This is a genomic window from Sphingobacterium sp. (assembly GCF_039596235.1).
In the GTDB taxonomy this organism is placed as follows: Bacteria; Bacteroidota; Bacteroidia; order Sphingobacteriales; family Sphingobacteriaceae; genus Sphingobacterium.
This window is the reverse complement of sequence record NZ_JBCNKE010000006.1, coordinates 85,008-99,474: the sequence shown is the minus strand read 5'-3', so window position 1 is coordinate 99,474 and position 14,467 is coordinate 85,008. Positions and strand designations below refer to the sequence as shown.

Below are 14,467 nucleotides of genomic sequence, written 5' to 3'. Positions count from 1 at the left end.
GATTTATGTTTAGTTATGATGGCTTATTTGTATAAATCTAGCATACGTAGATGAGCATCTATTCTTTTATAGTAAGCATCAATTTATTTTACCCCCCCGATTTCCTTTCCATATACCTTAAACTCTGTTCGCATAGATCAGCAAAAAAGGTAGTTATCCGATTGGCATTGGATTTAAAGTAATCCATCTCCAGTTCCTCCAGCTCCGGTGGAAGTTCATATACCCTACCTTTCATGTCATTTAATATTTCCCGGCACAAGATATCCTGAGAAGGCTCGTTTGAGGCAAAAAATTCACTTACTTTTTTATCACAGGTACAGGTCCATTCAATCAGCTCAGCTATCGTCGCCTTCATTGGTGCATAACCGATCCGCAGGTAGAGATAACTATGTAATCCAATTAAAACCAGCTGATTTAATAACAGCACCGCCAATTGTTTGCTGGAAAAACAGGTCTCTGAAAATATCGCCTGCAGATCCTGCATAAGTTTTGCGTTACGCGTCCAGGCATTTGTTGTCTTAAACAGCGCCTCTGACCAATTTATGGGAGTCAGCGAATGCGTCGGCTTATAACCCGGGTTGCGATAAAGGACAACAGATTCATTCCAGATCGTTTGAGAGAAGCGACTGCCCTTATTCAATTTTGCGGCGATAAAACTGCTGCTTAAAAAGGAAATCACTGCTGTCGCCTGGCCGAAAGAAACTTGACGGAAATAAGCAGCTCCAATCCGCTTTTTTATAACTGTCAGATAAAGTGTTGCGCCGCCAATGTCTTTAGGTGGATAATCGAATAATCCGGTTCCAGAGACATTGCTCACATAGTAGTTGAGCAACATAATCTGTTCGGGCTGATGTTCCTGGCAGATCTGATAAAGAAGCTGCTGGATATCGGACTGATAATGTGACGGCCAGGGGAATGCCTGAAAAGTAGGCACAGCTATCGGCGCTTTCGCTTGTGTAATTCTGACTTTTTCTTCCTTGGCCAATTTAGCTTTAGCGAGCTCCGCCTGAATGGCAGCTTCAGCCGCCATATTCTTTTCATATTCGCTCTGCAATGCCACCATAAAGTAACGGAAGAGTTTTTCTATTGCCGCTTGCATCGCGATACAATGCTCATATAACCACGAAGCATCAAGAGCCAAAATATCCAGGTCTTTATTTTGACTGACCGCGTTAAAGGAAGTATCCAATAAGTGGAAGCGCTCTTTCTCTTCCTCATCTTCCCCCATAAATACCTTTTTGAACATCGAGAAGTGTGTATCGAGACTCCTTATCCTGCTATCGAGTTTATGTACATTATTTCCTTTCCCTTCCACGGCGATCTGCAGCAATTTTAAATGGCTTTCCAAGCTTTGATGTACCATAAACAATGACCGGAGATAATTTGCGGTATCCGCAAATGTCCGTGCTCCTTCCAAAAATTCTGCAGATGTAATCAGCGCTTTCTGATAGTGCTTTTCGGAAAGATCCAGTATTCCCCTTAACTCTTTCTGTTTGCCGATCACCGCACTGTTTCCACCGGAATTAAAAATCTCGTGCCCAGGTAAAACTGCATAACAATAGAATAAACTCCCGATCTTAATCTTGTTCTTCAGCTCGGGCATAAAAATCAGTTCAAATGAAATAGGTTCCTGATCAATTAGACATAATTCCACAATAGGCTTTAATACCTTATGCGAAAGCCCACTCATAGGTTTAAGTGCTAAAATTAAGTGCTCGTATTCGTGATCCAAAAACGTATACTTAACGCGATAAACCCGATCAAGATCCATACGTTTAGATAAGCGATCGATAATCAGCTGACTATTAATTCCCATAATAAATGATTTAATGGTTGTAAAATCTCGCAACAAATAGTCTTCAGAGCAACAAACAGTTAAAGACTATTTTTGCAAATAACACACAGTATTTTGTAAAAAAGATAGAAATTACAACCAAGGTGATTAAATAGGAAATCAACAGGTAAGATACATACACATTTGCACCTTGGCTTATTTTAAGACTGGCCGGCAATTAAGTTAAAATATTGTATTGAAATCTCACCTAACTTGTGAAGGATATTATCTGGCTGCCGGAAAAGTAACAGATAAATATTGATGCTACAGGTTACTCAAAACACCATTACAATACAATTATATAGTTTATATATACAAATATATAAACTAAAAATATTAATCCCAATTATTTTTTAGAAAAAACAATATTTCATTGCGAATCGCGTGCATCTATGCGGCCGCAGGGGTTGCCAAAAATCTCCGGTACACCATGCGCATAGCTACAACAAGGTTTTCTTAGGATAGGTGTATCCGTCTTGAGCTATGTGATCAATACTATATTGCTCTTTAGCCAGTATTACAACCATAATCCAAACACATTTTATCCGGCCTGAGAGATCACCGATCCCGCTTATTTAAATCGCAAAAATATTTACTAACTTATGCTTAGATTAATCAGGGGTTGCGCAGAAGAAAATTAAAGCGCTGAAAGTGTACAGTGTATATCGTAAACGAATCATAAATAGCCATAAGCGAATCGTAAACCTTTATTCCATGTGATGTAAACACATCGTATTTTTAATGTAGACAAGGAGCAGTGGGTATATCAAAGGCAATAGAATACGCTGGATAGTACATCATTATGGAGCAAATCATAACAAGGAAGTATGAAACATATTTTTAAGATGGGAATGATCAGTGCCTGTATCGGTTTATTCTTTTCCTGCAAAAAGCAGGTCAGTTCGTTGTCCGAAGATTATTACAAAAAAGGAGAAACTGTTTACTTTATTCCGGGCGGCAATGATTTTGAACGTGGTTCAAGAAAGATGGACGTCGATATCAGCAGTTTTTCTGTCATTAAAAATGTCTATGCGCGCGACAAAAATACGATCTATTTTATGGGCTGCCCGCAACAGCTCGTAGATGCAAAGACTTTTAAGCTCAAGGAAAACATACCGGTGGATCAACATCACGTATTCCATTTCACGGGTTTTCCATCAGCGACAGGCGCATGCAGCAAACAGCAGCTTAGCATCGTGAAGGGCGCTGATCCCGAAACCTATACCACGCTCTATGATCAACTTCAGTCCCTCTCCAAAGACAAAACACACTATTTCTACCAATCCTTACCCATAGATGTCGATTATAAAACATTCGAAATTTTGAATGAAAATTTTGTAAAAGATAAAAACCGGCTCTATGTAGTCACACAGAAAGGTATCAATCCACTCCAGTATACAACAGACCAAATTAAAGTTGTCAACAGTAAATATCTTATTTTGGATGGTAAAAAGCTACTGTATTACGAACCTCATCAAGGCATAGGTGTACTCGAAATGGCCTTACCTACAGTCAACAACATCAGATTGTTGGACAGAAAATCAATTGTTATTGATCAATTGGTTATTATTCAGGGAAAGCGTTTTTCCTTCACAGATGTGGATGCCGAAAGCTTCAAAATATTGGAAGGAATTGGTGGGAACTCGTTCTGGTCGGGCGACAAAAATCATATTTATTACAACGAACAGCTGCTGTCGGAAGCTGACCCAAAGACCTTTAAAGTGCTCAAACGTGCCGTTGCTAAAGATGCCAAGCATATTTTCGTCGGCGATAAAATCTTTAAAGATGCCGATGTCAAAAGTTTCAGGGTGGTGGATAAATCTGAAACAAGTCATGATTTTGAAGATGATCTGGGACATAAGTATTGGTACCGCCCCAAAGCGGGTGGAGCGGAGCTTATTCCGGTGGAGAAGAAATAATGATATTGCAGATCCCTTGTCGCAGTAGCTTTTGAGGTCTTCGCAATGGACATATACTTTTTTGCGGTCATGCATATCAGCCGCTCCTAAACTTTAATCGGCTCATTGAAAAAATAATACAGAAACAAACTGACTTAATCAAGCTGTCCAGCAGCTGACCAATCCGATTCATAATCACGGAATTCGGCTATTTTTTCAACGCCAATTTTCACCTACTTTAGCCAAGGGATTATAATAGGTAGCACAAATCCTTCGAAAGCGCGCTATTGGCAGGGCGAAAGCATACCGACGTTTTCCGCTGCTCATTTAGCGATAACCGCTTTCAATAAAAAAGAAAAAAAATGATCAGATCAATACTAATAGGTTTAATAAGCATGCTTTGTATGACAGCCTGTGCACAAAAGTCCACCATAAATCCAACCTTGAAACCCATCCATTGGATTCCAATGCAGACTAAGGATAGGCAATTTGTCTATGTGGACAGTGCGCTCCGTCAGCAATTGCCGCAAAAATTCGCTCATGCTGACTTTTTTACCTCCACAGGTTACGCCATCGTCTCAAATACAAAAAACCAGCAGGCTTTAATTAATTCAAAGGGCGAGTTTATCGAAAATTATTCGGATACCGATCTCGGTCTACAAACGCTAGGCCAGGTGACTTTGCTTATGAAACGTCGGGAACATGAAAAAAACCTTCCTTTCTGGAATTGGGATTGGAATATCCTAGGTGGTGGAATAAAAAAAACAGCTACGTACATCAAAGTAGAAATTCGGGTATTGGAAACCGGCCAGGTATTATTGGATAAAGATGTTCCTTACGATGAGAACGAGTACAGTCTGGCCTTATACCACTTGGACGACCAACATGTTGTCTTAAATGGAAACCTCTATGGACTGAAAGATCAGCATTTAAAAAAGCTCAGCACCAAAGTTGATCTGATCCTGGAAAATGGCCGTTATATTCCTGTAGCTGGAAATCGTTTTGAAATTTACGATATCCGACGTCAGCAGCCTATTTTATCCAACCTGATCGCTGTGGATAAGATAGACCTGCATTGGAAGGGGCAACTCCTGCAATTGGATTCCATCAATCAGGAACGCTTTGCGCCAACTGTTCCAAAATTATTAAAAGACGATAGTTCCGGAAAGATCTACGCGTTCCCACAATATGACAAAGCGCTTCCAACACAAATCAAACAGGCTACTGCCGCACAGATTGCTTTCCTGAAAGAAGCCTCACTGCTGTATTCTGTAAACAATTCGCCTTACTTTATTCTGGGAAGATTTAATTATGACCATGAGGTCTGGGCTTATGACTGGCTATACCTGGACAAGGAGGGTAACTTATTGGATGAGATCAATGTCAGGGATTTCTTTATTTTGGATCAAGTGGGTTATCTGGTCTGGCCGGATAAACATATGTTATTTACCAAGAACACGCTTGAAAAAGGCTGGAAAACAGGGAAAATTAAGTACGTCTATCAAAGCGAAGCACTTTACCTGATCAACATCAAAAAAGGGGAACAGGATCCAACGATGGGGTTTTGGAATGCGGGCGCCAAAACATGGGATCTACCGCCAAATTTCCGGCATATCGAGATCCTCGACGGCAAACAACAGATATTTGCCTTACAGAAACAAGAAGATGGTCCCTACACCTTGTACGATAATAAAACAAAAAAGCAGATCGGAAGCAAAAGTTATGACACGATCAGCTCAAATGGCCTGGTACGGGAAAAAGATGCAGAAAATAAAGTTAGTTACTATTACATAGATATTTATAGCGGAAAAGCGTACCGCAAATAAGAGCCGGTACGTGAACAGCATCCGGTGATCGTCTGAAAAAAGCCCCGTTGTGATCTGACACACAAACGGGGCGAAAAGTGTAAAGGAAATTATTTTTTATTTCACAGCTTCCAAGAGTTTATGGAAAATAGCTGTATTATCATATACACCACGGAATAAAAACGAGCGCGCTCCATAAGCGAATACAGGAACAAATGCATTAGTATGATCGTTGCTGCTGAAATTAACCATCACACGTCCTGATTTACGGTCTGAATCGAGCAGTGTAATTCCACCGGTTTCATGATCAGCCGTTACTACAACCAGCATCTCCGGATCCTGATCGGCCAGCTTCAGGGCTTCTTCTACTGTTTTATCAAAATCCAATGTTTCCATGACCGAATATTTGAGGTCATTTGCATGGCCAGCATAGTCAATCTGTGCAGATTCAGCCATCAGAAAGAATGGTTTGTTGTCACGGGACAAAAACTTTATGCCATCCAGCATAGACTGTTTTAAAATTGCCGGCCGACCATCTTTTACGGGCTTTACAAGTTCGTCCGACAGGAAAACAATTTGTTTTCCGCCAGATGGATTAAGCTGATCTTTTACGATCGAAACACCGGTATATCCTTTCCAGTCAGTTTTCTTCTCCAGCCAACCTGGCTTTCCACCCAGAATAAAATCCATGGTGGAATGTTGGAATTGCCCCAAAATGGATTCACTCTCATTCCGCTCCCGCTGATGGGCATAGAAGACTGCTGGAGTAGCGTCGGTTACATCACCGATACTGATCACGCCGGTTTTCCAGCCCTGATCAGCAAGCACCGCAGCGACACTAGGTAAGGGGCGTCCAGTGGTATCGACTGCAATAGCCCGATTATTTACTTTCTGTCCTACTGCAATGGCTGAACCTCCGGCAGCGGAGTCCGTATTATCCGAATTTAAAGCCTCGGTCTGTGAGAGTCCAACTGTCTTGATCTGCGTCATCGTGAGCGCACCGCCATTGGCCAGCGTTGCCGCTTTAACGGCTGCCAACCCCATACCGTCTCCAATAAGCAGCAGAATCCGCTTCACCTGTCGATCCTGACCATCATATTGAAAACTGGGCGTATAGACGGTCTGCGGTTTTGCCAATTGAAAAGATGACCGCTCCCGCTGATCCAAAAATAATTCCAAGGTCTTGGGATGGTCCGTATTGATCCAGTAAACGCCTAGATCAATAAGCTGTTGCCAGGCATTGGGACTATCGTGCGTGCCATAAAAACGAAAACGGAGGCCGAGGGAATCTGCTTTGGCAATTGCCTTTTTGATTGCCGGAATATTTTCGGGCAAGCCTTTTCCGTTCCAATCCGTATAATCCTTTAGATCCGCACTGATCAATCCGGTCTGTGCCAGGCTTGCGGCGTCATAAGTCCAGTTAACCTCCCCATCAAAAAACAACCATTTGGGATAATCCTTGAATCCTGCTGGCTTGGGGCGTCCGCCGGTCACGATGATCTTAACGGCATTGGGATTTTTAAGCGGATTGAACAGATCGCCATATTGTTCTAGGGCTTTGACAAGAACGGGCAATACCTGTTTATAATTTTCTTTTACATCAATCAGAAGCTGAAGATGTTTTGATTTATCTGCAAAGGCGGTTCCGCCATTTTTGCGGTATAGCTTAGCAACAGGATCCAGATAAAGCGCGTTTAGTGTGTTTTCTGTCTTGATTTCCTTTGCATCATGCGCAACCATCAATTGACCATTGCGCAGAAAAATATCCGCTTCAATGGATTGCATACCGGCATAATAGGCCGTATAGAAAGGTTGGCTCTGCCAGTAATCGTTGTGACTGTGACCGGCATAGCGGATAGCTCCTGCCTTCTCTTTCTCCCGGCTGAACATCAGTTGCTCAAATTTTTCATTGAGTGTTTGTGCGGAAGACCCCAGAGGCCCCCCGCACAAGCTCGCGATGATCAATAAGCCACCCAATTTAGTTTGGAAGACTTTTGGAACGTTTACCATCCTTGATTTTGTTTAATCAAACCTGCACTATTATCCACTTCCCTACGCGGTACGGCCCACACATGGTGAATTTTCGGATCAAATTTACGACCTGCAAACTCGACGGGCATACCTGAACCGTTCTTCATCGCATAGGTATGAAGTGGTTTGGCGTAGGTATCCTGCGCATCCCCCCAGCGCACCAGATCGCGGTGACGGTCTGCAAATTCGCCCGCCAGTTCATTACGGCGTTCGCGTTTGAGATCAGCCAAAGTCATGCCCGTCTTTTCAATCAGTTTGGCACGCTTACGGATCATGTTCAATTCTTTATCTCCCGCTCCGGCACCATTGAGCATAATCGAAGCTTCGGCCTTGATTAATAAAATCTCTGCAAAACGGATCAAAGGCACATTCAGATCCGTGGCCATGTGATTTCCATTTGGACTCACATGCCCAGTTTTTACTGGATCAGTATGCGAGAAAGGCTCCATATACTTATTGAACTGCATGTCACAGGTTGCTGAACTTGCCGGCTCGAATACCCGCTCTTTGCCAAAGAAAACAAATTTATCCCCCGGTTTTAGAATAGTTGCCGCGCGACGTTCGTCCTCCGCTTCATAAGAATCATACAACTCTTTCGTTGGCATGTAATATCCCCAACCGTTGTATAAGCCCCAGGCACCATTGGTCAGCATTACCCCCGGTAAAATCGATCCCCAGCCATCCGTACCTGCAGCTGTACTTGTAACGGACCAGATATATTCAGGGCCCCAGTTATTGGATGCTTTGAAGACATCCTTAAAATTAGGTTCAAGTCCACGTTTGCCTTGGTTAATAACCATATCAGCATAGAGAATGGCATTTTTGTAATCTTTCTTATACAGGTACATTTTGGAAAGCACCGCCCATGCCGCCACTTTATGCGCCCGGCCATAATCCGCTTCTTCCAGTTCATTAAAAAAAGGCAATTGATCAGCAGCCTCTTTCAGCAGCTTTTCTATATGACGATAATTTTCTTCGATATTGGCCGCTCTAGGTGTAGCCTTTTCGTTATCCATATTTTCAACAGTAACGATAGGTACTCCGGCGCGTTCATCTGCATAGTTAGCAGCTAACTGAAAGTACATGTAGCCGGCATTAAAATTGGCTTCCCCCAGAATACGTTTCTTTAACGCTTCATCCATTGAGATTGCAGGAACATAACGCAAGATATCATTGGCCTGTTTGATAATCGCATAGCGCATTTGCCATTGTGACTCTGTGTAACCACCACCAATATAATTGCTGTTAAATGTACGGATATTCTCAGCCTGCGCATTGTTTCTTCCGGTCACCATATCGTCGCTGGCATTCATAAACCAGGCGAATCCACGGCCATAGAAATCCTCTTCATCATAGAGGTAATAGAGCCCATTGGCCCCTTTTATCGCATCTTCTTTCGTTTTCCAGAAACTTGCCTTTGACGGAGCTCCCTCTGGAAGGATATCCAATTTGTTGGTACAAGATTGAAAAGACATTCCCATGCTTCCTAAAAGCAGGGCAAAACATATATTTCGAGTTATTTTTTTCATTGGAGTATTTTTTAAATATGCACAGGACAACCAGGTTTAATTTATTCAGTTTCCCGAATTGAAAGCCTATATCATCCTTTATTTTATCCAAATTTGAGATTAAAAAGTGACAGCTGCTCCCAACATAAATGTACGTGACTGCGGATAACGGCCCGCATCCACACCATAATCGTTCATCCCGACCTCAGGATCCATTCCTGTATATTTCGTCACGGTAAACAGGTTGGTTGCCGAAGCAAAGAAGCGTAATTTCTGCAACTTATATTTTTGCGTCAGCTCCTTTGGAAGCGTATATCCAACAACAAAGTTTTTTAAACGGAGATACGATCCATTTTCCACATAAAAATCCGATACATTGGAGAAGTTACCATTTGGATCTTTTACCGATACACGCGGTATATTGGAGTTTGGATTGCTCTCTGAATACGCATTCTTAATTTCTTCAAACATGTTGTAAGGCTGTCCGGATGCTGCATTTAAACCTGTAAATTTCAACGTATTGAACAATTTATTCCCTTGTACCCCCTGAAAAAAGATATTGACATCAAAGTTCTTATAGCTACCATTGAAGGTTACACCGTAGTTAAAATCCGGATAGGCACTTCCTAAAAATACACGGTCCTTATCGTCAATTACGCCGTCTCCATTTTGATCCACAAATTTCATGTCCCCAGCCTGGGCATTAGGTTGTATTTTGGTTCCAGTACTGCCTTTATACTGCTCAACCTCCTGATTGGACCTAAATAGACCTGCAGTTTCCAAACCATAGTACGAATACAGTGGATGCCCCGGTTCGGTCAACAAAGGTTTCAATATACCGCGATAATCAATCTGCGAGGTTATTCTAGGAAAATCATCAATTAGATAATCCACATTATTTGAGATCTTGTTGACGGAAGCTGAAATATCATATTGGAAAGCTGCATCTGATTTACTGCTATAGGTCACGGCAAGCTCAATTCCTTTGTCCGTAACACGTCCACCATTGACAGTTTTGGTCTGCAAACCAGTTGTCCCGGCCAATGCGATGTCCATCAACATCCGATCTGTCCGCTTAACGAAATAATCTGCATTTAGGGTCAAACGATTATTTAATACGCCGATATCTAAACCAACATTCGTTTGCTTCGACTGCGCCCAGGTCAATATAGGATTGCCCATGATTTTTTCAACATATCCAGGCATTAATGTCGGTGTTTTACCGACCCAATTGTCCACACGCTGTAATAATGGACTTACTGCCGTGGAAGTCAACGAACCCAGATTACCTAAAATACCATAACTTCCTCTTAATTTCAATGTATTAATTACTTCGGAATCCGAAAGAAATGCCTCACGGTGGATTGCCCAGGCTCCAGAAATAGAACCGTAATTTTGGAACCTGTTATCTTTTGCCACCAAGGAGGTACCATCCCGGCGACCGATCAAGGTCAACATATAACGGTTGTCGTAATTGTAGTTTGCACGTAAGAGGTAAGAAATCAAAGCTTGCTCGAGCTTACCATCTGCGATAGGCTGAATACGTCCAGCGTTGACCAAGTAACGGTAGTTTTTGGCTTCATCATCGAAATTTTCCCCCACCACATTACTATAGTTTTCCGTTGTTTTTTGATACATATATCCTGCCAAGGCGTCGAAATGGTGCAGACCAAAATCTTTTTCGTAGGTCAATGTCTGTTCAGCCAAGATATCTGTCAGACGATTGGTATTAACCGCCAAGGAATTGGACATATTAGGTTTGCCAATTTCCGGAATACGTGCCGTAAATTCCTTGAAATCGGTAAATTGCTTCGTATAAGCAAAATTTGATTTAAATTTCAAGCCCGGAAGCAATTTAAGCTCAATATAGGGATTGATCAATAAATTATGTACGGGGTTATTGACATCCAATCGGCTTAGGTAAGCTACCGGATTAATTACATCACCATAGGTACCCGGGCCATGATCCGACGGTAGTCCCGAAAACTTACCTGTGGCATCATATACGGATATATTTCTTGGGTAATGAATGGCAGATAATACAGCCCCTGTATAGCCTGAACTTGTATTGGCGCCCTGCCCATTGGTAAAGGAGTAGGATATATTTTCACCCAACTTCAACCAAGGAGTTACCTGGGTCTGTGAATTTACACGGAAATTATAGCGTTTACCATACGTATTGATTAATATCCCCTCAGCATTTCGGTAGTTGAAACCAGTGTAAAAAGAAGACTTCTCATTACCTGCACTCGCCGATAGATTATAATCTTGCACACGCGCCGTACGGAAAATTTCGTCTATCCAATCGGTACGGGTGATCTGTCCATCCGGATATTTACTTGCATCAAAAGCTGGGTCACGCGCCACGCCGGCATTGTCGGCCGCTTGATTGGAGATCATGGCACGGTCTGCTGCATTCAGCGCTTTGATCAGGTTGTGCGCCTTTTGTACGCCATACTTGGCTTCAAAATCAATTTTCAAATCCCCATTCTTACCACCTTTTGTTGTGATCAGGATAACACCACCGGACGCACGAGCTCCATAGACGGCAGCCGCAGCGTCCTTCAACACACTAATATCCTGAATATCGTTGGGATTGAGCTCCGGAGCACGTGCCTGAAGTACACCATCGACAACGTATAGAGGCTGTTCACCATTGATACCGCCCATACCGCGGATATTGATGCTCGGTTTAGACGTTGGGTCTCCCCCCTCAGCAGTTACCGTAACACCGGGTGTCTTCCCCTGAAGCACTTCCCCTATTCCCGCCATTGAACGGCTGTTTGTACCTTTCAAATCTGTTGTAGCAACAGCACCTGAGACTGTACTCTTGCGTTGCGTACCATAACCAACCACCACGACTTCTTCCAATTGACTGGCATCTTCTGTCAGGATTACTGACAGGCTATTACCTGTCACCTGTTGATCCAGTGACTTGTACCCTACAAAACTAAAACGCAGCGTCTCGCCCTGTTTGGCTGACAACTGAAACTGTCCATTTGCGTCGGTTACTGCTGTTTTTCCTGATTGAACGTTTTTAACTGTTACTCCTGCAACAGGCACGCCATTGTTCGCGACAACCGTTCCTTTAATCTGATCCTGAAAGACACTGCTTCCAACGATGGAAGAAAAAGGCTTTTTTACGGGGAATGCTTGTCCCTGATAGGCAATCCCAAGCGCGAGTGGTAGAATTAGAAATTTATTCATATGATTGATAATGTGTGGCGAAAGTAGAAATTAAGGGTTATCAAAATTTTAATATCATGTTAACAAAATGTAAACCCGCCTTCAGTTCGTTTAATTGGTATATTTTTTTTGGTTTTCATAAAAATATAAATTTTTTTTATGTCATCAAATGTATGTACATAATAAAAATTCGATTTAGCATCCTTTTTTTCTAAACTTTTCGTATTCGAACAGAATCGGATATCGTATTCTTTTTTTTACTTATCTTGTCATCCAAAAAATAACAACCTTTATGATACCACAACTCAAACGAATCGCAATCTTATCTTTACTGCTGCTCAGTGCTGCAACAAGGCTTCTTGCTCAGGACAAGGGAAAGGCAGACTGGTTTAAAGATGCCCGCTTTGGCATGTTTATCCACTGGGGACTATACAGCGCTGCCGAGGGCATGTGGAAAGGAGAGCCTTTACGCTACATGAACAATTACGCGGAATGGTTGCGCTACCGCAACCGCGTATCGAAAGAAGAATATGGCGGCTTAGCCAAACGCTTTGACTGGGACAAGATCGATCCTGAAAAGTGGGTACTCCTCGCCAAGGAGGCCGGGATGAAATACATGATCATCACGGCCAAACATCACGATGGTGTGGCGCTATGGGATACCAAAGTGGGCAGCTATAGTTTACCCAAATTGAGCGGTTCCAACCGCGATGTGATCAAGGAAATTGCAGCTGCCTGTAAAAAACATGGTATGAAACTTGGCTTTTACTACTCGCATTGGATCGACTGGGAACATCCCTATGGCTGGAATCATCAGCAAGAATTGTCCGGACATGTAACCGATGCCCAATACAATCAGTATTGGCAGGAAAAAGTAATCCCCCAGCTGCGTGAACTTATGAGCAACTACGGCGATATTTCACTGATATGGTTTGACATGTGGATCCCCTACCAGAAATCCATTATCAAAAAAGAACAGTTGCTTCAGGTGGTGAAATTGATCCGCGAACTACAGCCCAACTGCCTGATCAATTCGCGTTTAGGACTTCCGACAGATGCCGAAAATGTAGATTTCGAGACCCTTGGAGACAATCAGTTTGGCAGCAAATATATCGCTCACCCTTGGGAGACACCGGGCACTATCGCACACTCCTGGGGCTATAATGGACAGGAAAACGAATGGAAATCCACCAGCCAGATCTTTCAGTCCTTGATTTCAAACGTCAGTCTCAACGGCGGATTCACCCTTAATATTGGCCCCCGCGCCGATGGTACTGTCCCTTACGAAAGTGTCAGCCGTCTGCACGAGGTTGGCAACTGGTTGAACACCTATGGGCAAGGCATCTATGGTGGCACTGGCCTTGCTTTAAAAAACAACCACTTTGACTGGGGATACCTCACCACCAAAACTGAACAAAATAAAACGCTTGTCTATGCGCATATATTCAACTGGCCCCTGGATCACAAACTTCGTATTACAGGTATCAAATCCAAACCGTCCACTATCGAGCTGATGAAGGGAAACAATTTAACGACGTTGAACTATGAACAGAAACTGAGTTCCATACATATTGACTTACCTGGAGACCAGCCCGATCATTATGTATCAGAAATAAAATTGACCTTCGATGGCCCCTTGGAACTGGACAAAAATACCGTCGCGGAATCAACTTTTGGTGGTTTTTCCCTAAAATCAACCAATAGTCTGAATAATGAGCTGAAAATAATACGTTACAATGGGAAAAATCCAACCCACGCCGTCCTCACCGGAAATACGAAGATAGACTGGGAAGTCACCGTCACAGAAGCGGGCACATATGCGGTAGATCTATCTGCCCACAATCCAAATCAAGAAAATATTCCATTTGAAATCGGCATTGCCAGCCAACAACTCAATGGAAGTTTCGGGCCTACAAAGAAAATGGTTGTTGAACCAAATGAAAACAACTATACCGAAGAATTTGTAGAAAAACGCGTTGGCACATTCAAATTTGATAGACCCGGGAAATATATATTGACCTACAAAAGCCAGCAACAACTTCCCTTCTGGTTTAATTGGTTATGGCTGGAAAAAGTAAAAAATTAAACGATTTGGCATAAATGCCTCTTAAGAATCATCAAAAACCTTTGACCTAAAGTCAGAGGTTTTTGGCTTTTCAGCCGCTTTCATCTAACAACTTGCTTCACAGCTTATTAAACAAAAGT

At 42.5% G+C, this 14,467-nt stretch carries 7 protein-coding genes; 3 read left to right on the top strand and 4 right to left on the bottom strand.

From position 1 onward, the window contains the following. Positions 1–88: 88 nt before the first annotated feature. Entirely contained in the window at positions 89–1,816 is a 1,728-nt protein-coding gene (locus tag ABDW32_RS13840) for a hypothetical protein (protein WP_343563341.1), read from the bottom strand. Positions 1,817–2,661: 845 nt separating this feature from the next. Here ABDW32_RS13840 and ABDW32_RS13835 point away from each other — a divergent pair. Then, positions 2,662–3,753 (top strand): DKNYY domain-containing protein, encoded by a 1,092-nt coding sequence (locus ABDW32_RS13835; protein ID WP_343563338.1) that lies wholly within the window; start codon positions 2,662–2,664, stop codon positions 3,751–3,753. Positions 3,754–4,094: 341 nt separating this feature from the next. Next, the gene (locus ABDW32_RS13830; protein ID WP_343563336.1) at positions 4,095–5,558 is read left to right on the top strand and encodes a hypothetical protein; all 1,464 of its coding nucleotides are present in this window, start codon (positions 4,095–4,097) and stop codon (positions 5,556–5,558) included. A 96-nt stretch (positions 5,559–5,654) separates the two neighbouring features. On the opposite strand, the gene ABDW32_RS13825 is transcribed toward ABDW32_RS13830, so the two are convergent. From ABDW32_RS13825 to ABDW32_RS13815, 3 genes are all read right to left on the bottom strand, one after another. Next, positions 5,655–7,547, bottom strand: a complete 1,893-nt coding sequence (locus ABDW32_RS13825) for an alkaline phosphatase (protein ID WP_343563334.1) — start codon at positions 7,545–7,547, stop codon at positions 5,655–5,657. Next, on the bottom strand, positions 7,541–9,097 hold the full coding sequence (locus ABDW32_RS13820; protein WP_343563332.1) for a RagB/SusD family nutrient uptake outer membrane protein: 1,557 nt from the start codon (positions 9,095–9,097) through the stop codon (positions 7,541–7,543). The genes ABDW32_RS13825 and ABDW32_RS13820 overlap by 7 nt, the downstream gene beginning before the upstream one ends. Before the next feature lie 99 nt (positions 9,098–9,196). Then, complete coding sequence (locus tag ABDW32_RS13815; protein WP_343563330.1) at positions 9,197–12,283, bottom strand: TonB-dependent receptor; 3,087 nt, start codon at positions 12,281–12,283, stop codon at positions 9,197–9,199. Between the two features lie 271 nt (positions 12,284–12,554). On the opposite strand from ABDW32_RS13815, the gene ABDW32_RS13810 reads away from it, so the two are divergent. Beyond that, on the top strand, positions 12,555–14,348 hold the full coding sequence (locus ABDW32_RS13810; protein WP_343563328.1) for an alpha-L-fucosidase: 1,794 nt from the start codon (positions 12,555–12,557) through the stop codon (positions 14,346–14,348). Positions 14,349–14,467: the final 119 nt, after the last annotated feature.

What these genes read in the sequence shown, in the direction of transcription:
- ABDW32_RS13835 (WP_343563338.1), top strand. Translation starts at nt 2,662, where the DNA reads ATGAAACATATTTTTAAGATGGGAATGATCAGTGCCTGTATCGGTTTA.
- ABDW32_RS13840 (WP_343563341.1), bottom strand. Translation starts at nt 1,816, where the DNA reads ATGGGAATTAATAGTCAGCTGATTATCGATCGCTTATCTAAACGTATG.
- ABDW32_RS13825 (WP_343563334.1), bottom strand. Translation starts at nt 7,547, where the DNA reads ATGGTAAACGTTCCAAAAGTCTTCCAAACTAAATTGGGTGGCTTATTG.
- ABDW32_RS13815 (WP_343563330.1), bottom strand. Translation starts at nt 12,283, where the DNA reads ATGAATAAATTTCTAATTCTACCACTCGCGCTTGGGATTGCCTATCAG.
- ABDW32_RS13810 (WP_343563328.1), top strand. Translation starts at nt 12,555, where the DNA reads ATGATACCACAACTCAAACGAATCGCAATCTTATCTTTACTGCTGCTC.
- ABDW32_RS13830 (WP_343563336.1), top strand. Translation starts at nt 4,095, where the DNA reads ATGATCAGATCAATACTAATAGGTTTAATAAGCATGCTTTGTATGACA.
- ABDW32_RS13820 (WP_343563332.1), bottom strand. Translation starts at nt 9,097, where the DNA reads ATGAAAAAAATAACTCGAAATATATGTTTTGCCCTGCTTTTAGGAAGC.